This is a genomic window from Collinsella sp. AF16-8 (genome assembly GCF_003462695.1).
GTDB lineage: Bacteria > Actinomycetota > Coriobacteriia > Coriobacteriales > Coriobacteriaceae > Collinsella.
Genome location: NZ_QRXX01000009.1, coordinates 11,982 through 36,172 on the forward strand (window position 1 = coordinate 11,982; position 24,191 = coordinate 36,172).

At 61.7% G+C, this 24,191-nt stretch carries 19 protein-coding genes; 4 read left to right on the forward strand and 15 right to left on the reverse strand.

Going from position 1 to position 24,191, the window contains the following annotated elements; all coding sequences use genetic code 11:
- Positions 1-355 precede the first annotated feature (355 nt).
- The 12 genes from DWW73_RS08365 to DWW73_RS08420 form a co-directional block, all read right to left on the reverse strand.
- Positions 356-1,462: a glycosyltransferase family 1 protein gene (locus tag DWW73_RS08365; protein ID WP_117779305.1), complete on the reverse strand. Its 1,107-nt coding sequence runs from the start codon at positions 1,460-1,462 to the stop codon at positions 356-358.
- Positions 1,455-2,321 carry an SDR family NAD(P)-dependent oxidoreductase gene (locus DWW73_RS08370; RefSeq protein WP_117779306.1) on the reverse strand — a complete coding sequence of 289 codons (867 nt, stop codon included), beginning with the start codon at positions 2,319-2,321 and terminating at the stop codon, positions 1,455-1,457. The genes DWW73_RS08365 and DWW73_RS08370 overlap by 8 nt, the downstream gene beginning before the upstream one ends.
- A 4-nt stretch (positions 2,322-2,325) precedes the next feature.
- The gene (menD, locus tag DWW73_RS08375) at positions 2,326-4,086 is read right to left on the reverse strand and encodes a 2-succinyl-5-enolpyruvyl-6-hydroxy-3-cyclohexene-1-carboxylic-acid synthase (RefSeq protein WP_117779307.1); all 1,761 of its coding nucleotides are present in this window, start codon (positions 4,084-4,086) and stop codon (positions 2,326-2,328) included.
- Positions 4,071-5,201: a polysaccharide pyruvyl transferase family protein gene (locus tag DWW73_RS08380; protein ID WP_117779308.1), complete on the reverse strand. Its 1,131-nt coding sequence runs from the start codon at positions 5,199-5,201 to the stop codon at positions 4,071-4,073. The genes menD and DWW73_RS08380 overlap by 16 nt, the downstream gene beginning before the upstream one ends.
- 4 nt (positions 5,202-5,205) lie before the next feature.
- Positions 5,206-5,691 carry a glycosyltransferase gene (locus DWW73_RS08385; protein ID WP_117779309.1) on the reverse strand — a complete coding sequence of 162 codons (486 nt, stop codon included), beginning with the start codon at positions 5,689-5,691 and terminating at the stop codon, positions 5,206-5,208.
- Positions 5,692-5,702: 11 nt separating this feature from the next.
- The gene (pssD, locus tag DWW73_RS08390) at positions 5,703-6,170 is read right to left on the reverse strand and encodes a PssD/Cps14F family polysaccharide biosynthesis glycosyltransferase (protein ID WP_304650775.1); all 468 of its coding nucleotides are present in this window, start codon (positions 6,168-6,170) and stop codon (positions 5,703-5,705) included.
- Between the two features lie 6 nt (positions 6,171-6,176).
- Positions 6,177-7,223, reverse strand: coding sequence for an NAD-dependent epimerase/dehydratase family protein (locus tag DWW73_RS08395; protein WP_117779311.1), 1,047 nt, complete (start codon positions 7,221-7,223; stop codon positions 6,177-6,179).
- Between the two features lie 9 nt (positions 7,224-7,232).
- Positions 7,233-8,492: a nucleotide sugar dehydrogenase gene (locus DWW73_RS08400; protein ID WP_117779312.1), complete on the reverse strand. Its 1,260-nt coding sequence runs from the start codon at positions 8,490-8,492 to the stop codon at positions 7,233-7,235.
- A 38-nt stretch (positions 8,493-8,530) separates the two neighbouring features.
- Entirely contained in the window at positions 8,531-9,280 is a 750-nt protein-coding gene (locus tag DWW73_RS08405) for a sugar transferase (RefSeq protein WP_233509173.1), read from the reverse strand.
- A gap of 87 nt (positions 9,281-9,367) precedes the next feature.
- Entirely contained in the window at positions 9,368-9,958 is a 591-nt protein-coding gene (locus DWW73_RS08410; protein WP_117779313.1) for a hypothetical protein, read from the reverse strand.
- 326 nt (positions 9,959-10,284) lie between these two features.
- Complete coding sequence (gene thrS, locus DWW73_RS08415) at positions 10,285-12,048, reverse strand: threonine--tRNA ligase (RefSeq protein ID WP_055309551.1); 1,764 nt, start codon at positions 12,046-12,048, stop codon at positions 10,285-10,287.
- A 221-nt stretch (positions 12,049-12,269) separates the two neighbouring features.
- On the reverse strand, positions 12,270-12,701 hold the full coding sequence (locus DWW73_RS08420) for a zinc ribbon domain-containing protein (RefSeq protein WP_055251579.1): 432 nt from the start codon (positions 12,699-12,701) through the stop codon (positions 12,270-12,272).
- A gap of 485 nt (positions 12,702-13,186) precedes the next feature.
- Here DWW73_RS08420 and DWW73_RS08425 point away from each other — a divergent pair, with 485 nt between their 5' ends.
- The 4 genes from DWW73_RS08425 to DWW73_RS08440 all read left to right on the forward strand — a co-directional run bounded on the left by DWW73_RS08425 (position 13,187) and on the right by DWW73_RS08440 (position 18,015).
- Complete coding sequence (locus DWW73_RS08425) at positions 13,187-14,650, forward strand: NAD(P)/FAD-dependent oxidoreductase (RefSeq protein ID WP_117779314.1); 1,464 nt, start codon at positions 13,187-13,189, stop codon at positions 14,648-14,650.
- Positions 14,651-16,045, forward strand: coding sequence for an NAD(P)/FAD-dependent oxidoreductase (locus DWW73_RS08430; RefSeq protein WP_199413499.1), 1,395 nt, complete (start codon positions 14,651-14,653; stop codon positions 16,043-16,045).
- A 4-nt stretch (positions 16,046-16,049) separates the two neighbouring features.
- Positions 16,050-16,448: a DUF1667 domain-containing protein gene (locus DWW73_RS08435; protein ID WP_117779315.1), complete on the forward strand. Its 399-nt coding sequence runs from the start codon at positions 16,050-16,052 to the stop codon at positions 16,446-16,448.
- 478 nt (positions 16,449-16,926) lie between these two features.
- Entirely contained in the window at positions 16,927-18,015 is a 1,089-nt protein-coding gene (locus DWW73_RS08440; protein WP_117779316.1) for a Xaa-Pro peptidase family protein, read from the forward strand.
- A 241-nt stretch (positions 18,016-18,256) separates the two neighbouring features.
- Here the strand turns inward: DWW73_RS08440 and DWW73_RS08445 are convergent, their stop codons facing one another.
- From DWW73_RS08445 to clpX, 3 genes are all read right to left on the reverse strand, one after another.
- Positions 18,257-19,600, reverse strand: coding sequence for a folylpolyglutamate synthase/dihydrofolate synthase family protein (locus tag DWW73_RS08445; protein WP_117779317.1), 1,344 nt, complete (start codon positions 19,598-19,600; stop codon positions 18,257-18,259).
- Positions 19,601-19,875: 275 nt separating this feature from the next.
- Positions 19,876-22,572 carry a valine--tRNA ligase gene (locus DWW73_RS08450; RefSeq protein ID WP_117779318.1) on the reverse strand — a complete coding sequence of 899 codons (2,697 nt, stop codon included), beginning with the start codon at positions 22,570-22,572 and terminating at the stop codon, positions 19,876-19,878.
- A 211-nt stretch (positions 22,573-22,783) separates the two neighbouring features.
- Complete coding sequence (gene clpX / locus DWW73_RS08455; RefSeq protein ID WP_117779319.1) at positions 22,784-24,190, reverse strand: ATP-dependent Clp protease ATP-binding subunit ClpX; 1,407 nt, start codon at positions 24,188-24,190, stop codon at positions 22,784-22,786.
- Between the last annotated feature and the right edge of the window lies 1 nt (position 24,191).

Sequence of the window (24,191 nt, forward strand, 5' to 3'; positions counted from 1 at the left end):
TGAACGCCCTTAGAGTCAAAGACGTGATCATGGTCGAACACACAGGCGTTGGGTCCGAACATGGTATGCCCACCCACGCATACGGAATCGGCGGCGACAACGCGACAGTTGGTATTGAAGTAGCAGCCCCCGGAGAGCTCCATGCGCGCTCCGGGCAATACCTGAAGACGGCAGAGATCGTCGATATAAACGCCGCTCCCGAGCACCATGACACCATCGGGCGCGACATCGAGCCTCGCCGCGCGGCCAAGATATACAGGCTTGCCGCCGCGGGGCAGGAAAAGCCTAGACCCGAGCCGAATCTTCGCGCACGCGACGCGGGCCGCGCTCGCGCACCATTTGAGGCACTTCCCCATCATTCACCGCCTAGATAAATCGTCTTCAGCCTCTTGGAGGCCTCGCCTATATCAAAACCGTGCTCGCGCAGCGCGGGAAGCGCGCGCCGGCTCGCATCGAGGCGCGCGTCGGCGCCGCCAGCCGCCGCAAGGGCATCCCGCGCGCAAGCGGCCCACGCGGCGGCACCATCCCTAAGTGAGAGGAATCGAACGAGAGGGGTAACGGCGCACTCCCCCGTCACGACATCGGAGACCAGACAAGGAAGTCCAGCCGCCTGCCATTCGAGTACAACGCTGGGCAACCCCTCGAAGAGCGAGGGGAGCACCATAAGATCGAATGCCTGGAGGAACTCATCAACATTTGAAACGCGCCCGGTAATCGTCACGCAGTCCGCGAGTCCCTTCTCGGCAATTAATCCCTCAATCTTCGAGCGGTCGGGGCCCTCGCCAACGATGAAGAGCCTAGCACCCGGAACATCGCGAGACAGTAGCTCGAACACATCGATGAGGAACGATTGATTCTTCACGTAGTTGATGTTGCCGACGAAAGCGACGGCAGGTTCATCCCCGAATCCGAGGCGTAAGCGCACCTCGTCGCGCCGCACGGCATCGAAGGCATACTTCTCAAGGGCAAATCCGTTGTGGAGGACCTCGAAGGGGCTATCTTCAAAGAGCCACCTGCCAGCGTCCTCGCCGCACGCGAGTGCCCGCGTCCAACTACCACGGAAGAAGGGGCGAAGCATCTTGTCCCGTCGAGGATCATCGCTCCTGGTGTTGTGCGAGTGCGCAATCCGCTCGCGCACTCCCGCGAGCTGCGCACACCGAAGCTCGATGGCCATAACCGAGCTGCTCCCGTGAACGTGCACCACGTCGATACGCTCTCGCCTCATATACGAGATGAGAAAGCGCACATACCCAAAAGTGTCGGAGCGTCTGTCGGGCGTCTCCACGACATCGCATCCGAGCAATCTCAACTCGTCAAGAACGTCTGACTCATTGTTATATACGGCCGCCACGCGGACATCAAGTCCGTCGCGATCCATGGAGCGCATGAAGCTCAGTATGGAGGACGTAATTCCCTCGCGGCGCAGCCCGCCAGTCGGGACCACGAGAACCTTCCTATCCATCGCAGCTCACGTCCCAAAAAGCTTTGATGTGGTTTCCCCCATTGGTATGGATGACCTCGCCGGACACACACTTAGAGGCATCACTTAAAAGGAAGCACGCGACCTCGGCGACCTCCTCGGGCCTGAATATACGGCCCGAGGCACACTCGCGGTACATATTGCCGTCGGAAGCCTCAGCGTAGTCGCGCGTCATGTCCGAAAGTGTAACGCCAGGTGCCACGGCGTTCACGCGAACCCCAAGCGGATACATACGCCTAGAAGCAGCACGCACGAAGCTGTCCATGGCGGCCTTGGTCATGCCGTAGGGGATATCATAGGCCTGCTCGCCCGTCTCGCTCGTGATAACGAGAAGCTCACCCGAGGGCTCCTTCTCACGCCCTTTACGGCAAAGAAACTCGCGACAAAGGAAATACGCCCCGCGCATGTTAATGGCGAACTGCTTATCGAAACCTTCGATGGTCACGTTGTCGAAACGATTCTCGTGAAGACTCACGCCGGCGTTGCTCACCAGGCAGTCGATGCGCCCGCCGAGTTTAGCCTCGCATGCGTCCAGAAACTCGCCGGCGCGCTCCGCCTCGGAGACATCGGCGACCACATAGGTAACACAGGAGCCAAGTTTCTCGCAGGCAGCTTTGAGAGTGGCTTCCTTGCGGCCAGAGATGACGACCTTGGCACCCTCCGAAATGAACTTTTCTGCCATGGCGAGCCCGAGCCCGCGCCCGCCGCCAGTGATGACGACAGTCTTTCCCTTAAGCACGTTGCCCGCGCTCACCTGCGCGACTTCGACATTCACGAACTTCTCTGGAGACGACGCCAGGACAAGCTTTGCAGCTTTACGAATAACTCTTTTGAATCCCATGCGACTACCTTTTGAAAATCCCGGCGATTTTCTGGGCCTTCTCCTGCCCGATGGTCGCCTTGATGAGCTCCTTGGACTTGCGGATCGCTTCCGACTGCGCGTCGCGGGGACGGGTCATGTCGAAAACGTCGTAGACAAGCTTGGAATCCGCGCTCATCTCGGAAAAAACCTCGAGCAGGACGGGGCCCTCAGCGTCGTCATCGAAGAACTCCTCGACTGCCGCGTCGAGCTCCTCGGGGTTATGCGCGCTCAGGTAACGGAATCCGCATTCGCGCACCCAGCCCTCAGCCTTGGTGTGGTGACGAGCGCAGGTGTGGAGGTCCGAGGCCTCGTCCTTCCACACCTGGTTGAAGTAGAACTCCTCGCCCCCCTCGTTGTTGAGGAGGAGGATGCGCACCTTGTCGGTGACGTGGCGAATGCGAAGCGCGTTCATGTCATAGAAGAAAGCAAGGTCGCCGATCACGAGATAGCTGGGCCTGCCGCTCGCCGCGGCCTGGCCCAGGAGGGACGAGAGACAGCCGTCGATGCCGTGCGTGCCGATGTTCGCGTAGACCTTGACACCCGACTGAAGCTTGAAGAAATTTGTGAGACGGATTGCGTTGTTGATCGCGAGGTGCAGGATGGAGCCCGTTGGCACGCGCTCGACAACCTTGCGGATGGCGGCCATGTTCGAGTAGGGAAGCTCCGGCACCGTCGCGGAGGCCTCATAGGCCTTAAGGGCGGCGAGGTAGCTCCCGCCGGGCTTGCACGAGGAGGCATCGGCCATGCGCGAGAAGAACTCAGCAGGTGTGCACTCGAACACCCTCGTTAGGCTCCTGAACATATCGCAGACAGAACCGTCCTCGCTGATAGACCAGTGCTCATAGGACCCTGCGAATTTACGCAGCATATCCTTGAGGCCCGCAGTCATGTTGCCACCGAAGGTGATGACCACGTCGGGCATGAACTCGGAGAACTTCTTGGGCGTGATGTAGCGGTACTCCATGCACAGCGTCGGGTTGAAGGCGTGTTCGCGAGGGATGTTCGCCATGTACTCGGCCGCAATGGCCACCTCGTAGCTGGCTGCAAAGCTCTCAAGGGCGCACGCGAGCTCGGCGGCGCAGGAAGACTGCTGGCCGGCGACCACGAGCACGCGCTTGGCTCGAGAGAGTCGATCCGCGCATGCGGCCCACTCAACGGCCTGGTCGGCTTCGACCCTGCGGATCCTAGTGACCTTCGGTAGTTCCTTGACGTTGAACGAGTTGTTGTACGCCTTCATCGGCACGTTGATGTGGACGGGGCCCGTGCCGTGGTGATCGAGCTCGAGCAGGGCCTCGTTGACGAGACGCTCGCAGAAGTGCGCGTCTTCGGCGTCGTTGATGATGGGCAGGTTGACGGACTTGCGCACGTGACGGTCGTACATGCCCACCTGGTCGATCATCTGGTCCTCCCACTGCCCGAGCATCGCGGGATTGCGGTCGGACGTGAGCACGACGAGGGGCACGTCCTGGTAGAAGGCCTCCGCGACGGGCGGCCAGTAGTTGCAGGTCGCCGTGGAGGAGGTGCATGAAATCACGACGGGCTCGCCGAGCTCCTGAGCAAGCCCAAGCGCGAAGTAGCCGGCACTACGTTCATCGACGACGGAATAGCAGGTGAAATACGGGTCCTCCTCGACGGAGTGCACGAAGGGGACGTTGCGGCTGCCGGCAGAGAGCACTAGATGGCGGATACCGTACTCCTTGAGCAGGGCGATGATGATCTGGTAGGACTTTAGCTCCGTATACATGCGGAGACCTCCTTCTTAAGATAGGCGCGTGCAGCCTCGCGGCTCGTGTGAATGACGGCGTCGGTGGCGGCCCAGTCTACGGGCGCATCAAGGGCGGCGGCGAGCTCGCCCGACCCAGCTGCAGCACGGGAAGTCAGGCCCAGACGGCTCAACAGATCGGTGAGCTTCTCGGAGTTACCGTAGCCCGAGCTCCTCACGAAGGAGACGAAGGGCGTGTGTGCGATGGTCGAGAAGATGGTGCCGTGGAAGGTGTCGGTCACCACGGCCTCAGCATGCTTGAAATAGGAAAGCACCTCAAAGGGCGAGCAATCCACGAAGCGATCACAGACGCCCTGAACCCCGCCGATGTTGAGCACTTTGAGACCGCGCTGATCGGCGTAGGCGCGCACGGCGACGCACTCCTCGGCCGTGAGGCGACCCGAGTATCCGTATGCGATCATGTAGCGGTCCTCGTCGACCTCGGTGGGAATCAGCCCGCACTCGCCAAAATAGTCGTAGGCGAGCACCGGGTCCAAGCTGAAGGTCGGTACTTCCCCCGTAAGTGACTCGACAATGGCGCCCGTGTTGGCATCGCGAGCCGAGACGGCGTCGAGACGCTTTAAGTAGCCCGCGACCTCTTCGCGCTTGCCGTAACGGTCAAGCTTGTCGAGCGTGGTGTTACCGAAGGAAGCGGCGTAGGTCACCTTGCGTCCGGCGCGCAACCCGGTACCGAAAAGCGCGGGCGTGAAGCCGACATTAGCGTTATCCTGAACGCAGTTGAACACCTCGTCGCTGCCGATGACCAGGAGGTCGATGTCGGGGTCAAGATTGGGCTCCTCGGTGAGGCCGAGTATCGGGTAGAAGCGCTGAGCGTATGTGCGCTTGTAGCGGATGAAGGCGAGCTTGTCCCTGAGCGGAGCGTCGTAGCGGAATACCTCAAGGACCTTCTCCGCCTTGCGGGCGACGCCCTTCTTCGATGACGGGGACGTGACCAGGCACTTGCCAGGCTCGTAGTCAACGAACTGCACATCGCAGCCAAGGGACTCCAGGATGGACTTCAGGCCGAAAGCCTGCAGGAAGGACCCGTAGTTGTAGATCCTCTGCATACTGAGTATGCCGGCGCGGGGTTTAGTCATGCGATTAAATTCCTTCTATTAGTCTCTCGAGCTCTCGGCAGAACTCGGCGTTGTGGCTCTTAAAAGTGACGCCGCGCGAGAGCTCGCGGGCGCGCTCGATGGCGGCGGAAAGGTCCATCACGTCGTAGACGGGCACGATCCCGCCTTGGCGCTCGGCGACGATGCGCACGAAGTCGGCCTGATGGTTGTTCACGTGCTCGTCAAGGTCGCCCCTGCGAGGCACAACGACGGGTACCTTGCCTGCAGCCATGGCCTCGATGAAGCTTGAGGGGCCGCCGTGCGTGATCACCACATCGGCACCCTCCATGTAGCTCTTCATCTGTTGGAACGGCACGAACTGCGAGTGGTCGCAGTGGACGGGCTCGTACGTCGAGTAACCCGTCTGGATATAGACGGGCTCATCGAGCGTGCCGTCCTCCTTGAGATCGTCAACCGCCTTAACCAGGCGGTCGAACTGCTGCTCGTGGGTGCCCACGGTCACGAATACCATGCGCGTCCCTCCTAGAAGATAGAGCCAAGGTCAACGGCGTTCTTGTAGACCCCGAGTTGCTCGGGCCACTGAACCACAAAGAGGTCGGCCACTCCGTTGAGTATGCGACCGGTCATCGTGGACTTGTCCACGCGGTCGAAGACCTCCACGTAGACGCATTTGGACCCGAGCATCTTTCCGATCAGGAAGAACGGCACAGCAACCGCGGCACCGGAGCTGATGATCAGATCGGGACGCTCCTTGCGGAGCACCTTCCAGGCGAGAACCGTGTTCTTCAGCAGGTTCGGTATGTTGCGGTTCGTCGGATAGTGGCAATGGTAGACACGCTCCCCTTCCAGAAGAGAGTTCGCGTCCTCCTTGTCGAAGGTCACCCAGAATCGATCAGCCGCACGTTCCCATACAGGTCTCAGGAGCCACATATGCGTAAGATGCCCACCACTTGAGCTGGGAATGCAGATCTTTGCCTTAGAAAGGTCCACGATGAGCTACTCTCCGATTCCGTAGTACTCGCGATACCACTTGGCGAAAACCCTCAGGCCGTCCTCGAGCGGGGTCGCGGGCTTGTAGCCCAGGTCCCGCTGGAGTGCTGTGGTGTCGGCGTAGGTGACGGGCACGTCGCCGGGCTGCATCGGCACGAGTTGCTTATGCGACTCGAAGTCGTAGTCGGCCGGGAGCACACCCTCCTCCACCAGCACGCGCTGCAGCGTGTCGACGAAGTCGAGAAGGTTCTCGGGGTGCGAGTTGCCAATGTTGTAGACGCGGTGCGCGGCGAGCGGCAGCCCGTCCTCGCCCATCTTCACCTCGGGGGCGGCGTCCATGACGCGCCTGACGCCCTCGACGATGTCGTCGACGTAGGTAAAGTCGCGGCGGCAGTCGCCCATGTTGAAGATCTTGATGGTGTCGCCTCGGCGCAGCTTCTCGGTGAAGCCGAAGTAGGCCATGTCGGGCCTGCCCATGGGGCCGTACACCGTGAAGAAGCGCAGGCCGGTGGCCGGGATGGAATAGAGCTTTGAGTAGGCGGCCGCCATGAGCTCGTTGGACTTCTTGGTGGCGGCGTAGAGCGAGACCGGCGAGTCGACGCGGTCCTCCTCGGAGAACGGAACCTTCTTGTTGCCGCCGTAGACCGAACTGGAGCTGGCGTAGACCAGGTGCTTCACCGGGTGGTGGCGGCAGGCCTCGAGCACGTTGAAGAAGCCCACGAGGTTGCTCTCAAGGTAGGCGCGCGGGTTCTCGATGGAGTAGCGGACGCCCGCCTGGGCGGCGAGGTTCACCACGACGTCGAAGCCGTTCTCCGCGAACAGGCGCTCGATGAGGGCGGCGTCGCACAGGTCGCCGCGAACGAAGGCGAAGTGGCCGTCGGTGTCTACCTCGGCCAGCATGCGCAGGCGCGCTTCCTTGATGCCGGGGTCGTAGTAGCTGTTGAGGTTGTCGAGGCCGACGATCACGTCATCGGTTTCCTCGAGCAGCTTCTTGACGAGGAACGCACCAATAAAGCCGGCGGCTCCGGTGACGAGGACTTTTCTATTTGCCATTCATACCACCTAGTCTCGTTTAAACAGGTCGCGTGTATAGACCTTGTCCGCCACGTCCGCGAGCTCGTCGCTCCAGCGGTTGGCGACGATCACGTCGCAGCCGGCCTTGAAGGCCTCCAGGTCGTGGGTCACCTCGGAGCCGAAGAACTCCGGCGCGTCCAGCGTGGGCTCGTAGACCACCACGGGCACGCCCTTGGCCTTCACGCGCTTCATGACGCCCTGGATGGAGCTCGCGCGGAAGTTGTCGGAGTTGGACTTCATCGTCAGGCGGTAGACGCCCACGACCGGCTTCGGCTTGCCCTCGTAGACGCGGTCCCACACCATCTGCAGCACCTCGTCGGCGACGAAGTCCTTGCGGGTGCGGTTGGCGTCCACGATGGCCTCGATCAGGTTCTGGGGCACGTCCCTGTAGTTGGCCAGCAGCTGCTTGGTGTCCTTGGGCAGGCAGTAGCCGCCGTAGCCGAAGCTGGGGTTGTTGTAGTGCGACCCGATGCGCGGCTCCAGGCAGACGCCGTCGATGACGTCGCGGGTGTTGAGGCCGCGGACTTCGCAGTAGGTGTCGAGCTCGTTGAAGTAGGCCACGCGCAGCGCAAGGTACGTGTTGGCGAAAAGCTTCACGGCCTCGGCCTCGGTGGTGCCCAGCACGAGCTCGGGGATACCCTTGGAACCGTCGGCGTTCACGCGCTCCAGCTCGGCGGGGTCGGCGCCCTGCGCGAGCAGACGCCCGAAGCGCTCGGCGGCCGCGACGGCCTCCGCGTCGTCCTTCGGCGCGCCCACCACGATGCGGCTGGGGTGCAGGTTGTCGTAGAGCGCCTTGCTCTCGCGCAGGAACTCCGGGCTGAAGAAGATCTTGCTGTCGCCCAACCTCTCGCGAAGGCCCGCGGTGTAGCCCACGGGGATGGTCGACTTGATGACGATCCAGGCGTCCGGGTTCACCGAGCGCACGGCGGCGATGGCGGCCTCGACGGAGCTCGTGTCGAAGAAGTTCCTGTCGCTGTCGTAGTTGGTGGGCGTAGCGATGACGGCGAAGTCGGCGCCAGCGTAGGCCTCGGCCACGTCGACGGTGGCGTGCAGGTCGAGTTCGCGCTCCCCCGCCTTTGCCTCTGCTAGGAAGCGCTCGATCTCGTTGTCCTGGATGGGCGACACGAAGTTGTTGATCTTCTCGACCTTCTCGGGAACGATGTCCAGCGCATGGACCTCGTTGTGCTGCGAGAGCAGGACGGCGAGGGACAGGCCGACGTAGCCGGTACCGGCGACAGCGATCTTCATTTTCTTCTCCGATTCGAATCGAGCATTAGAGTTAGGCATTAGTACGCATCGCTTCCGTTGAAGACCTCCAGAACCGTGAGGAGGACGATCTTGAGATCCATGACGATTCCGCGCTTGGCTATGTACTCGAGATCACGGCGGACCATGCCGTCGAACCCGGTGGAGTTTCGCTCCGTAACCTGCCAGAGCCCCGTAATACCTGGCTTCACCGCTAGCCTCTGCAGGTCGTACTCGGTGTACTCCGCGACTTCGTTCGGCAGCGGCGGGCGCGGGCCGACGACGGACATCTGACCCAGGAACACGTTGAGGAACTGTGGGAACTCGTCGATGGAGTGCTTGCGGATGAACCTGCCGATCTTGGTGACGCGGGGGTCCTCCCTCATCTTAAACATGGCGCCGGCGATCTCGTTCTGCTCCCTGAGCTCGGCGAGGCGCTCGTCGGCGTCCCTGTACATTGATCGGAACTTCCACATGCGAAAGGTTGACAGGCTGCCGTCGCGGTGGGTCTGGCCCACGCGGATCTGGCTGTAGAAGGGGTTGCCCTCGCTCTCCAGGCGGATGGCCGTGGCCAGCACCAGGCTGGGTATGGCGATGACGGCCAGCGCGCAGCCGCTGAAAACGATGTCGAACGCGCGCTTGACGGCGCGGTAGGCCAGGCGCGAGTTGTCCCAGTCCATAATGGATTGCATGGCCTTGTAGCGGCCGGCGCCCTCACGCCGGTCCATGGCCTGAGCAATCAGTACCGCCCCCGCGGGCACATTGCTCTCTGTTACTTCTTTAGCAGCCACAATAAAACTTACGTCCCTGTCCCCAGGAACCCCCCCCCCCCATCTATGAATCCAAAATGCGAACGAATTGCCGGCGCAACGTCTCCCTTACGTTTTGCTGGGCACGTCAAGCGGTAGCAGCTCCCTAAATGTGGAGCCACCATCGCCCACGTCCACCAGGCACCAGCGCTTATGACGATCGATCTTCTTTACACGGGCCTCTTGCCCCACCAAGGGACCCTGCTCTATGTGCAACACGCCGTCTTCTATGCGCGCCACGCTGTTGCGCACCACACCGTCGTCATCCAACACGCTGCGGTACCAATCCTGCGCATCGTCCGGCATGGGCATGTACGCCCGCTCCCTACTGCCGGCGATGCGACAGCCAAAGCTCAACTGGGCCAGGGCCCTATCAAGCGCTGCGACATCGTGCGTGGCGACGAAGAAATATTCCTTGTACATGGGTTTGGTTTGGAGCGACCAGGCACCGTCCCGCTTAAACCAGAACTCCTTTTGCATCACAAAAGCGTTCTGCATCAGCTCGTGCGGGATAATTCGGCGGACCTTTTCGCAGGTCTCGCGCTCTTTTCCATGGGGGGTGTGGACCAGATACCAGCGGACGCGGCCGTGCTGGCTGTTGGTGGTGGCGCAGTTAAATGCGCCCGGCAGCTGCTCTTGGCGCCGTGCCGTCTGCTCCATGTTATCGCCCCCTCTTTTTGCTTTGCGATCCACGCAAATGCAGGGGCGTTTAGAACAGGCTTCTCGCTCGCAGCTAGGCGCAGTCGCAAAAGTACAGGTTTTTGTATCTTTCGACAAACGACATTATACGAGCAATTAATCAGCGTTTGCCCAGATTACGCAAAATGCACTGCTGGTAGGTACATCTCCATACCCCTCTACAAAAACCTGTACCTTTTTGTGCAACAAAAAAAGCCGCTCAACCAGCGGCTTTTCTTATTTGAGCATGAAAAAAGGCGACCGCCCTTTGTGGACGGTCGCCTTTGTTAATTGTTGCGAAGCTTGCCTTAGGCGCGAGTCTTGATCTCCTCGGTCACCTTGGCAACAAACTCATCAACGCTCATCTGAACGGTCTCGTTGGAGCGATCGCGGACGGAAATGTTGCCGGCCTCGACCTCCTTCTCGCCCAAGATGAGCATGTAGGGCACGCGGTCGATGCTGCGGGCCTCGCGGATCTTGTAGCCGATCTTCTCGTCGCGGTCGTCGCAGACCACGCGAATGCCGGCCTCCTCCAGCTTGGCGCACACCTCGTGGGCGTAGTCGCGGCTCTTCTCGGAAACCGGAAGCGCCTTGACCTGCACGGGAGCCAGCCAGGTGGGGAACTTGCCCGCAAAGTGCTCGATCAGAATACCGATGAAGCGCTCGATGGAGCCAAAGCATACGCGGTGCAGCATGATGGGGCGCTTCTTGGTGCCGTCAGCGTCCACGTACTCCAGGTCAAAGTTGAGCGGCATCTGGAAGTCGAGCTGCACGGTACCGCACTGCCAGGTACGGCCGAGCGAGTCCTCCAGGTGGAAGTCGATCTTGGGGCCGTAGAAGGCGCCGTCGCCCTCGTTGACCTCGTAGTCCATGTGCAACTGCTCCAGAGCGGTGCGCAGGCCCTCCTCGGCGCGTGCCCAGTCCTCGTCGGAACCCATGGAGTCCTCGGGGCGGGTGGAAAGCTCAACGTGGTACTTAAAGCCAAACTTCTGGTACACGGAGTCGATGAGGTTGACCACGCCCACGATCTCGTCGGTCAGCTGGTCGGGACGCACAAACAGGTGGGCGTCGTCCTGGTTAAAGCAACGCACGCGGAACAGGCCGTGCAGGGCGCCGCGCAGCTCGTGGCGGTGCACCAGGCCAATCTCGCCGGCACGGATGGGCAGTTCGCGATAGGAGTGCGGCTTGGAGGCATACACCAGCACGCCGCCCGGGCAGTTCATGGGCTTAATGCAGTACTCCTCGTCGTCGATGACGGTGGAGTACATGTTGTCCTTGTAGTGGTCCCAGTGGCCCGAGGTCTTCCACAGCTGCTTGTTCATGATGAGCGGCGTGGAAATCTCCACGTAGCCGGCCTTGTGGTGAATCTCGCGCCAGTAGTCCAGCAGCGTGTTCTTAAGGATCATGCCGTTGGGCAGGAAGAACGGGAAGCCGGGGGCCTCGTCGCGCATCATAAAGAGGTCCATCTCGCGGCCGATCTTGCGGTGGTCGCGCTTCTTGGCCTCCTCCAGCATGTGCATGTGCTCGTCGAGCTCCTCCTTGGTGGCAAAGGCGACGCCGTTGATGCGGGTGAGCATCTTGTTGTCCTTGTCGCCCTTCCAGTAGGCGCCCGAGACGCCGGTGAGCTTAAAGGCCTTCAGCGCCTTGGTGTAGCAGATGTGGGGGCCGACGCACATGTCGATGTAGTCGCCCTGCTGGTAGAAGGTGATGCGGGCGTCGTCGTCCAGGTCACCGATGTGTTCGACCTTGTACTTCTCGCCGCGCTCTTCCATAAGGGCGATGGCCTCGGCGCGGGGCTTCTCGTACACGGAGAACTTGAGGTTCTCCTTGACGATCTTTTTCATCTCGGCCTCGATCGCGGGGAAGTCGTCCTCGCTGATCTTGACGCCCTCGGGCAGGTCGACGTCGTAGTAGAAGCCGTTGTCGGTCGCGGGGCCGTAGGCAAAGTCGGCCTCGGGGTACAGGCGCTTGATGGCCTGCGCCATGATGTGCGCGGCAGAGTGGCGGATGACGTGCGTGACCTCGTCCTGCGGGAGCTCGGCCACCGAACCGTCATTGTAGAGTGCCTTCATGGGTATGTTTTCTCCTCTCGGATGCCTGATGCAAGTGCGTGCGATGCGCTCGGCGTTTTTGACTTGCATCATTATAGGCAGGTTGCCTTGGTATACAAGCGCCCGCCGCACCTTAATGGCACGGCGGGCGATTTTCTACGCATGCTTCATCGTGTGGGGGCGGGGTGCGCGTATGGCTTGCGGCGTGCCCGTGGCTTGCGGCCGGCCCGGCGATGGATGCGTTACTGGATGCGAGTTCGGCAGTAGGGGCAGACCTTCCAGTGCGCATCGAGTGGACGATGGCAGCTGGGGCAGACGTTGCGAACCTGGGTATCGCACACCGGGCAGACGACGAAGTCCTTCTCGATGGGCGCGCCGCACTGCGGGCAGGTGCCGTACTGGGCAAGTTGGCGCTCGCGCAGGGCCATGTCCAGCTCCTGCTCCTCGCGGTCGGACGCGTAGGAGTGCGGGCGCAGGACCAGGTAGGCAATGAGGCCCACAAACGGGATGAGGGCGATGATGCCCCATGCCACGTAGGCGCTGGCGCCGCGGCGGCGAGCGTCGATGAACACATAGACGACCGACAGCACATACAGGGCGATGATAAAGCCAACGAAGGCATAGACGACGCCCATAAGCTGCGGCGACATGAGCTCGGAGATGTACTTGGACATTACGGGTACCTTTCGGAATATTAACAGTCCGGTCAAGTTTACCACGGGCTTTGTTTATATGGGACCACGGCCAGGGGCGGGGCTGGCGCGGACACAAACATCTCAATCTGTAACAGGTGGGAGCGGGATCCGGGTCTAGGTGTTACAGATCGAGACAAAGGGGTCCCTCCCCGACTTCAATCTCGATCTGTAACATCTTAGGCCCCAAAACCCCTCTTGCTGTTACAGATCGAGACATTCAAAATCCGCCGGAAGGTTTGTCTTGATCTGTAACATCTAGAACCCAAATCCTTGTCTAACTGTTACAGGTCGAGACGAACGGTTGCCGTAGCTGTCGGCAGACGAGGCCAACATCCGTGCCGGGTCTCCCCTCGCCTGCCGTTGGCGGGTGTTGCAGGGCTGTTCGCCGCATTGCCGCTGCGCTGGGGGTGCGCAGACCGTAGGATGGACTTATTGACATCCTGTCAACTTGTCTGGGAGGCACCGTGGCAGAAACGTTTGATATCGCAATTGTGGGCGCGGGCATCACCGGGTGCGCCATCGCGCGACAACTCGCACGGTTTGACCTGTCCATTTGCGTGGTCGAAGCGACCAACGACATCGCCCTGGGCGCGTCGAAGGCCAACGGCGGTCTGGTGCACGCCGGCTACGATCCGGCGCCGGACACGGTCAAGGCGCAGGTCAACGCCCGTGGTTGCGAGCTATATGACACGTGGGCCCAGGAACTGGGCTTTTTGTTCCGCCGCACCGGGTCGATGGTGCTGGGCTTTAACGACGAGGACCGTGCACAACTGGAGCAGCTGCGCAGCAATGGCCACGCCAACGGCGTGCCCGAGTTATCGATTATCGGCCCCGAGCGCATCCGCGAGCTGGAACCACGCGCGAGTGCCGAGGCGACGTGCGCGCTGTGGTGCCCCTCGACCGGTTTTGTCGATCCGTTTGAGGTCGCCATTGCCGCGCTGGAGAACGCCGTCGCCAACGGGGTGACGTTTATGCGCTCCGCGCCGGTGGAAGCAATTGAGGTTGCTGGCGGCGAGGCTACCGACAGGGCTGCGCGCTTTACGCTAGTGACGCCTGCCGGCGATGTGCGCTGCCGCCATCTGATCAACGCCGCGGGCAACGGTGCCGCGGACATCTCGCATATGGCGGGCGCCGAGGAGTTCCAGATGGTCTGGCGCCAGGGAAACATTGTGGTGCTGGACAAGGAGCCGCGTACGCTCATGCCGCTCTACCCCGTGCCCACGCCGGTGTCCAAGGGTGTTATCGTCACGGGTACCGTACACGGCAACACCGTAATCACCGCGACGGCCGCCGTGCGCGAGCCGGGCGACACACAGACCTATGCGGGCGACGTCAGCGCGCTACTGAGCGGTGCCCGTAAGCTGGTGCCCGATCTGGACACGCGCCGTGTGGTGCGCGCGTTTGCCGGCGGGCGCCCCGTCATTCAGGGAACGAACGACTTTTTTATTGGGCGGTCGGCCGTGGTGCCGGGACTGTTCCAGGCCGCAGGCATTCAGTCGCCGGGCGTGGCGAGCGCGCCGGCCATTGCCGAGCGTATGGAGCAGATGCTGCGCGACGCCGGCGTTGCCCTGCATGAACGGGACGATTGGGACCCGATTCGCCGTGCGCCGAACGACTTTGACCGCGCGCCGCTCGCGCGAAAGAAAGAGCTCATTGAGTCCGACCCCGCGTGGGGGCAGATCGTCTGCCGCTGCGAGACGGTGCCCGAGGCCGAGATTGTGGCCGCGATCAGGCGCCGCCCGGGCGCGGTTTCGGTCGAGGGCGTCAAGCGCCGCTGCCGTGCGGGCATGGGCCGCTGCCAAAGTGGCTTTTGTCAGAGCCGCGTGGTGGTGATTCTGGCCCGCGAGTTGGGCTGCGACCCCAGCGAGGTACTGTTGGAGGATACTGGTTCCTGGCTGGTCGAGGGTCCTTTGAAGGGGGTGCGCTAGATGGCGACGTTTGATATGCGCGACGAACGCGCGGAGGCCGGAGCTGTAGCGTCGATGTCGACGCAGGCCTTCGACGTAGTCGTCATCGGAGGCGGCCCCGCCGGCATGGCGGCCGCACTTGCCGCGCAAAAGGCCGGCGCGCGCGTGGCCATCGTGGAGCGCGAGCAGCATCTGGGCGGCATCCTGCGTCAGTGCATCCACCCCGGTTTTGGCCTTTCGCACTTTAAGCAGGAGCTCACCGGCCCCGAGTACGCGCAGCGCTTTATCGACCAGATGCGCGCGACCGACATCGCGCTGTTCTTGGACAGCATGGTACTTGGGATTGATTCGGGAGAGGGCGCGGGCGCGTCGAGCGTGGACGAGGGTGCGGGAGATGCCGCAGTCCATACCGTCACGCTCATGAGCCCCGTCGGCATGCTGCAGCTCACCGGGCGGGCGATCGTCCTTGCTATGGGCTGCCGCGAGCGAACGCGCAGCGAGATCAAGATCCCCGGTAGCCGCCCCGCCGGCGTGTTTACGGCCGGCTTGGCGCAGCGATACATCAATATCGAAAACCTCAAGCCCGGCTCGCGCGCCGTCATTTTGGGCTCGGGCGACATCGGGCTTATCATGGCACGCCGCTGCACGCTCGAGGGGATTTCCGTCGAGGGCGTGTACGAGCTCATGCCGTACGCCAACGGTCTGCGCCGCAACGTCAAGAACTGCCTGGACGACTTTGGAATTCCGCTGCACTTGTCCACCACCGTCACGCGCGTGATCGGGCACGACCGCGTGGAAGCCGTCGAAGTGAGCCAGGTCGACGAGCATCTGGCGCCCATTCCGGGGACCGAGCGCGTTGTTCCGTGCGACACGCTGCTGCTATCGGTGGGATTGATTCCCGAGAACGAGCTTTCGGTTGCCGCAGGCGTGGAGCTTGACCCGCGCACGCGCGGCGCCGTAGTGGATCAGAGTCTCCAGACAGGCGTCCCGGGCATCTTTGCCTGTGGCAACGTGCTGCACGTACACGACCTGGCCGACAACGTGACGACCGAGTCCGAGCGCGCCGGCGCGGCTGCGGCGGCATGGGCGCTGGGCTGCGGTGTTGGGGCCGAAGCGAGCGCGGCGGGCACGGGCTGCGAGCTCACGGTCTCCCCTGCCGGCATCGCAGGCTACGCGCTGCCGGGACGCATTACGGCCATGGCACTCACCAAGCTCAACTTCCGCGTACGCCGACCGGTCAACGCCGCCCGCGTGCGCATTCTTGCAGGCGACGAAGAACTGTTTGCAGGCAAGGTCCGCCCGTTTAAACCGAGCGTAATGGAGAGCTTCCCGCTGCCGGCAAAGGTGATTCAGCGCGCGCTCGACCTAGGTGTAAACGAAATTGTCCTGTCTGTCGACCCCGTTGAGGAGGCGTAAGGCCATGAGCATAAACGCGATCGAAACGCTGCAGTTCAACTGCACCACCTGCCCATCCGAGTGTCTCCTGACCGTAGAGGTAGAGCGTGACGCAGACGGTGCCGTGGTAGAGGTGCGCTCCGTAACCGGCAACAGCTGCCCGCGTGGCGATAAGTTCGCACATCAGGAGCTCACCTGCCCCATGCGCGTGCTCACCACCACCGTAGCCGTATCCGGCGGCGACGAGGCGCTGCTGCCCGTGCGCACGTCCGAAGCCATCCCGCTGGCACTCCATGCCCAAGCCATGGACCTCATCCGCGGCCTGGTCGTCGACGCCCCCATCCGCATGGGCGACGTCGTGCTGGAAGACCTTCTCGATACCAGCATCGACCTCGTCGCCAGCATGGACATCAACCCCGCCTAAGCAGCTAATTTAGGACGGGGCTCTTTTAGCTACCCCGCCATCCACCCCGCCCCTCCTCAATTGTGATGAAATAGTTCCTGATTTCCGCCAAAACCCCGGCATCCAGGAACTATTCCACCACAACTATCCTTGGAATTGGTATTTAGCTTGTGCCTACTTTAATGCCATTTCTAAACTATGCCGGATTACGGGGCTGATTCGGAGACCCCCATCCATACCGGCATTTTTCGATTTTTGATAAGCCGTCTACCTGCGGTTTTAATTTCGCGATTTTTCCCATGATCAAGTAATACAGGTCCAGCCCCGTAATCCGCCATACTTTTGAAACCAGCCCATTTGGGACGGGCCTCTTTTGACAACTTTTACTGCTTGATAGGCTGGTCATGCCAAGGAGTGTCCCGAAGTGCCGGCATAAAAGGAACGTCCCTATCTGTCAGGCATGGGATACCATGGTGGCAACCTAGCGAAAGGACGATGTATGGCACATGTCGATGATCAGCGCGTGGCGCGCGTGCTCGATACGCTCGAGGCTCAGCACCCCGGCGCGCAGCTACTCGTAAACGACCCATGGTCGATTTATTACCTGACCGGCTTTTATGCCGATATGTTCGAGCGTTTCTGCGGGGTGCTGCTCGCGCGCGATTGCGAGCCTGTGATCTTGGTCAACGCACTGCATCAGCTGACCGAGTATGACAATGCCCGCGTTGCCTACCACACCGATACCGACGTCGTGGCCGACGCCATAGCTCGCGAGGTCAATCCGACCAAACCGCTCGGCATCGACACCGTCATGCGCTCCGGCTTTTTTATGCCGCTTATGGAGCGCCACGCCGCCAGCGAGTTTTTCCTGGGCGACTTTGCCGTCACCGCCGCACGCACCCACAAGGACGCCACCGAGCAGGAGCTCATGCGCGTGTCCTCAACCGCTAACGACGCCGTGATGGCCGATGCCATCAAGCTCGTCCACGAGGGTGTGACAGAGCGCGAGATTGCCGACCAGATGCTCGGCTTGTATCGCAAGCACGGCTGCGAGGGCTTTAGCTTTCCGCCCATCGTGAGCTTTGGCGCCAACGCCGGCGACCCGCACCACGAGCCCGACGATACGGTGCTCAAGCGCGGTGACGTGGTGCTGTTCGACATTGGCGGACGCCGCTGCAACTACTGCTCGGACATGACGCGCACGTTCTTTTGGAGCGAACCGGACAAGGAGACGGCGCGCATCTACGATATCGTGCGCCGTGCCAACGAGGCCGCCGAAGCGCTCATCGCACCGGGCGTGCGCATGTGCGACCTGGACCGCGCCGCGCGTAATGTGATTGAAGACGCGGGCTATGGGCAGTACTTTACGCATCGCCTGGGACACTCAATCGGCCTGCAAGACCACGAGCCGGGCGACGTCTCGCTCGTCAACGAGCAGGTTGTCGAGCCGGGCATGACCTTCTCCATCGAGCCGGGCATTTACCTCCCCGGCCGCACCGGCGTCCGCATCGAGGACTTGGCCCTGGTTACCGAGACCGGCGTCGAGATCCTCAACGACTACCCCCACGACCCAGTCCGCCTAGACTAGCCAATGTGGCAAAGGGACAGTCCCTTTGCCACATCCTGCCAACGCTGCGCCACGAAAACGGACTATCTACTACGTTTAACCCGCATGGGTCGACCACACCCGCGTTTTCGCAAAATCGGAAAGCCTTCTACCTGCGGTTTTTATTTCGCAATTCTCGGCATGGTCGAGGGTAACCGGTCAAACGTAGTAGATAGGCCCATTTCGTGGCGAGCAGGCCAAATTAGCTACCCGGCAAATGGGACTAGCGCAGCAGACCGGCTACTTCGCCGGCTAGGGTGATGGTGCCGGCGGCTACGAAGGGCTCGCCCGCGGCATCGAAGGCGGCGAGAGCCTCGGATACACTAGGGTACACACCTGCGAGCTTATCAGCGTCCACAAGACCAGCGAGCTCCTCTGCCGGCAGGGCGCGATCGGAATCGGTCTGCGTCACGACCACGCGCGGGAAGGCCGGAATCAGCACGTCAACGATACCCGCCACGTCTTTATCGGCCAGCGCTGCACACAGCAGCGTGGGGCGGTTCTCCACGCACGGATCGATCTCGTCCAGCGCGCTCACAAAGTTCTCGCAGCTCTGAGGGTTATGGCAGGCGTCGATCAGCTTGAGCGGATCGGTTCCCAGCACATCAAAGCGACCCGGCGTGGGGCAGCCCATAAGCGAAGCGTCGAGCGCATCGTGGTCGAGCTCGCGGCCAAGATAGCCCTCGCACAGCATAATCGCGCACGCAGCATTCTGCGGCTGATACGCCGGCTTAACCATACTCGACGTATAGATGGCACGCGGTGTAGTACAGCTAAACTCCACGGTATCGCCTACATGCGCCGGTACCTTGGTCGTGGAATGGCTCACAACCAGCGGCACCACACCGCACTCGCGGCAGCGCGTATCCATTACGCGCTGAACGCTCGGCTCATGCGTGCCCTCGCCCAAAACAACCAATCGCCCAGGCTTAATAACCGCAGCCTTCTCCCCCGCAATGGCCTCGAGCGTATCGCCCAAAATACGTGTGTGATCGAGCCCAATACCCGTAATGGCGACGGCCACGGGATCAGTCGCACTCGTAGCATCCCAGCGTCCGCCCATGCCAACCTCAAGCACGGCAACATCCACGCGAGCCTCGGCAAACACCACAAGTGCAGCAGCCGTCAAAAGGTCAAACGGCGTGATGGTATAGGCGCGCTCCCCCGCCGCCACACGACGGGCATTCACTCGATGCCCCGCCTCAACAGCGGCCGAAACGCCACGGGCGAACGCCTCATCGCTCACGACGCATCCATCGACTTCCATGCGCTCGGGATAGCGTACCAGCTGTGGCGACGTATACAGCGCGGTCTTGAGCCCCTCACCACGAAGAATGGCAGCCGAAAAACGCGTAGTCGAAGTCTTGCCATTGGTACCGGCGACCTGAATGCAATCAAAGTACTCGTCCGGACGCCCCAACTCATCGAGCATATCGACAACCGTCTCAAGCAGAGGCCCAGCATCCCCAGAAATCCGCCCCGTATCAGCAGCCAGCCCAACAGCCTCATCAAATGAAAGCAGCTCAAACGAGAAAGGAACGACATACGACCCCGAACGCTTAGCCATAACCCAAAGTCCCCCATAACAGAAAAAGAGGCCCACCAAAAAGAATGAGCCCCTCACGTTGACAATATCAGCCTTTATCCGCTTGCAGCAAAATCAAGGGCACAACCCAGTGGCCCTGCCAGGCAGCGGACGACCACGTAACCGCCATGGGAGCGGTTTGGGGCATTGCTCGATACAAGTTCCGCACGAGCCGAAGGCCACTTAATGTGGCCTTCGTGCGAGCAGGACTGTCCGCAGTAGCGAGCAATGCCCCAAACCGCGTCCCCCAGTAACGCCTACGAGAAGTCAGCAACCTGAGCAGTCAAAGCCGCCAGGATCTCCTTGAGCTCAGCTGCACGGTCCCTCTTCTTCTGGACCACCGCGGGCGCGGCCTTGGCCACAAAGCCCTCGTTGGCGAGTGTCTTCTCGCAGCCGGCGAGCTCCTTCTGGGCCGCGGCAATCTCCTTCTCCAGGCGCGCCCTCTCGGCCGAAAGGTCGACCTTGCCCTCGAGCACCACAAAGACCTCGACGCCGCTGTCGACCACAGCAATGCTCGCAGCCGGCTTCTCAACGTCGGCACCCATGACCAGCGAGGCGGTGTTTGCCAGCGGCTCGATGGTCGAGCGCAGGCTCTCGAGCTTCTCGATGTCCTCGGCACCGGCGCGCACGACCACGTCAAGCTCGGCCTTGGGGCTCAAGCGATAACGCGAACGCGTGGCGCGGGCGGCGGACACAACGGTGCGGCACAGCTCAAACGCGCGCTCGGCGTCCTCGTCAACATACTTGGCGTAGTCGGCGGGCTCGGGCCACTTGGCGATCATGAGCGCCTCGGCGCGGTTCACGTTGCCCTCGGCGTCCAGATCGAGCACGCTCGCCGGCATGTTATCCCAGATCTCCTCGGTGACAAACGGCATGAGCGGGTGCATCAGGCGAATGGAGGTGTCGAGCACAAAGATCAGGTTGCGCTGAGCCTGCAGACGGCCCTCGCCCTTCAGGCGGGCCTTGGTGACCTCGACGTACCAGTCGCAGACCTCGTTCCAGAAGAACTGCTGCACGCCACGGGCCATGTCGCCAAAGGTGTAGTTCTCGATGCCCTCGGTGACCATCTTGACGGCCTTGGCCAGGCGGCTGAACATCCAGGCGTCGGCCGGCGTCTCCACGACGGGCTCGCCGGGCGTGTAGCCCTCCATGTTCATGAGCAGGAAGCGGCTGGCGTTCCAGATCTTGGTCACAAACGACTTGGCCTGGTCGGTACGCGGGCTGTCGATAAGCTTCTTGGTCTTCTTATCGATGTTCGCGTCGAACTTGACGTCCTGGTTGTTGGTGCACAGCGTGAGCAGGTTGTAACGCATGGCATCGGCACCGTACATGCCAATGAGGTCCATGGGGTCAACGCCGTTGCCCTTGGACTTGGACATGCGGCTGCCGTCCTTGGCAAGGATCGTCGGGTAGATGACGACGTCCTTAAACGGCACCTCGTCCAGGAAGTACAGCGAGCTCATGACCATGCGGGCGACCCACAGCGCGATGATGTCGCGCGCGGTGACGAGAGCCGTCGTGGGGTGATGGCCCTCGAGCAGCTCCGGCTTTTGCGGCCAGCCCTGCGTGGCGAAGGTCCACAGCTGCGAGCTGAACCAGGTGTCCAGCACGTTCTCGTCCTGATGCACGTGATGGCCGCCGCACTTGGGGCACACGTCGGTGTCCTCGGTCAGGGCGTCCTCCCAACCGCAGTCCTCGCAGTAGAACACGGGGATGCGGTGGCCCCACCACAGCTGACGGCTGATGCACCAGTCCTTGAGGTTCTCCATCCAGGTGGTGTAGGTCTGCGTCCAGCGCGCGGGGTGGAAGGTCACCTTGCCGGAGTTGACGGCGTCGAGTGCCGGCCCCTTGAGTTTGTCGACGGCCACGAACCACTGCTCGGACAGCCACGGCTCCAGCGCGGAGTCGCAACGGTAGCAGTGCATGACGGAGTGGTCGAGCTCCTCGACGTGGTCGAGCAGGCCGTGCTCCTCGAACCACTTGATGACGGCCTCGCGGCACTCGTCGCGGTTCATGCCGGTAAACTCGCCGTATCCCTCGACGACCACCGCGTGCTCATCGAAGATGTTGATCTGCGGCAGGTCGTGCGCCTGACCCATGGCGTAGTCGTTGGGGTCGTGGGCCGGGGTGACCTTAACAAAGCCGGAGCCAAAGTTGGCATCGACGTGCCAATCCTCAAAGATGGGAATCTCGCGGTCGACGATGGGGAGTTTGACGGTCTTGCCCACGAAGGCAGCCTTCTCGGGGTCCTTCGGGGAGACGGCGACGCCCGTGTCGCCGAGCATGGTCTCGGGGCGCGTGGTGGCGACGACGATGTAGTCCTGGCCGTTAACCGGCTCGGTCAGCGGGTAGCGCAGGTGCCACAGGTGACCCTTCTCGTCCTTATACTCGGCCTCATCGTCCGAAATGGCGGTGGTGCAGTTGGGGCACCAGTTGACGATGCGCTTGCCGCGGTAGATCAGACCGTCGTGGTACCAGTCGCAAAAGACCTTGCGCACGGCCTGCGCGTAGTTCTCGTCCATGGTAAAGCGCTCGTTATCAAAGTCGACGGAGCAGCCCATGCGCTTGATCTGCTCGACGATGATGCCGCCGTACTCGTGGGTCCAGTCCCAGCAGGCGTCGACAAACTTATCGCGACCGATCTCCAGGCGGCTGATGCCCTCGCTCTTGAGCTTCTTGTCGACCTTGGTCTGCGTGGCGATACCGGCGTGATCGGTGCCCAGCACCCAGCGCGTGGACTTGCCGCGCATGCGGGCCATACGGATGATGGCGTCCTGGATGGAGTCGTCAGTAGCGTGACCCATATGGAGCTTGCCGGTCACGTTGGGAGGCGGAATGGTGACGGTGCAGTCGCCCACGCCCTCACGGCGCTTGTAGTAGCCGCCGTCGAGCCACTTCTGCAGGATCGCCGGCTCGTTGGTCGACGGATCGTAGTTCTTGGGCATCTCTTCCATATATCTCTCCCTTGCCCGTCGGGGAGGAATGTAGGCCCGCCAGGGTCTACATTCCTCCCCTTAGGTATCGATTACTTCAGTCTGATATGACTTCGCTGAGGCTTAAACAAACACACAGAATAACACAGGTAGTTGGGGTTATTGCGTATATATAAAATAGCCTCCGACCGCGGATGGTCGGAGGCTATTTGCAAGCACGTTTTTGGCAGGTTTACCCGTAGATGCGCTGGGGCTGCTCTTCGCCCTTTACGGAGGCTTCGGTCACGATGACCTTGACTACACCCTCCTCGCTGGGCAGATCGAACATCGTCTGCTGCAGCACGTCCTCGCAGATGGAACGCAGGCCGCGGGCGCCGGTCTTACGAGCAAGCGCCATGCGGGCAATCTCGTGCAGGGCCGCGTCCTCAAACTCAAGCTCAACATCCTCGAGCTGGAACATCTTGCGGTACTGGCGCACCACGGCGTTCTTGGGCTCGGTCAGGATCGACACCAGGTCGTCCTCGTCGAGCGCCTGCGTCTGGGTAACGACGGGCGTACGTCCCACGAACTCGGGAATCATGCCAAAGGCGTTGAGGTCCTGCGGGAGCACCTGACGCAGCAGGTCGTTCTCGTCGACCGAGGTGGGGCCGGCGATCTCGGAGTTAAAGCCCACGCCCTTGTTGCCCACGCGGTCGGCGATGATCTTGTCCAGACCCACAAAGGCACCGCCGCAGATAAACAGGATGTTAGTCGTGTCGATCTGCAGCAGCTCCTGCTGGGGATGCTTGCGGCCACCGGTAGGCGGAACGCTGGCCACCGTGCCCTCAAGAATCTTAAGCAGCGCCTGCTGCACACCCTCGCCCGAGACATCGCGGGTAATGGAGAGGTTCTCGGCCTTGCGGGCAATCTTGTCAATCTCGTCCACGTAGATAATGCCCACCTGAGCGCGTTCAATGTCGCCATCGGCAGCATTGATGAGCTTGAGCAGGATGTTCTCCACGTCCTCGCCAACGTAACCAGCCTCGGTGAGCGCGGTGGCATCGGCGATGGCAAACGGCACCTCGAGGATGCGCGCGAGCGTCTGGGCCAGCAGCGTCTTGCCGGTACCGGTGGGACCGAGCAGCAGGATGTTGGACTTGGCGAGCTCCACCTCGTCCATGTCATCGTCAAGCTGCGAGTCCAAACCGTCGTCAAAGGCCGAAAGCGCAGCACCGCCCTCGATGACGCGGCGGTAATGGTTGTACACGGCAACCGACATGGCGCGCTTGGCGTCCTCTTGGCCCATGACATAAGCCGAAAGCTCGTCATAGATCTCGTGCGGCGTCGGCACGTGCGTGATGACCTGGCGGTCGTCCTCGAGCTCAAAGCCCTCGGCCTCGGGGTCCACGGCGGGCTGCCCAGCAGCCTGACCGTGATCGTTGAGGAAGCCCGGCAGCTTGCCGTTGCGGGCAGCGTCCATAAAGTCCGAAGCCAGCGACTCCTCCAAGATCTCAGAGCAAGCGGCAACGCACTCGTCACAGATAAAGATGTTGGTCGGACCCTTTACAAGGCGACGAACCTGGCCCTGCTCTTTTCCGCAGAAGGAGCAGCGGATGGGGTTGCCATTCTCGTCAAAGTTGTCCTGCATGTTTCCTGCCATC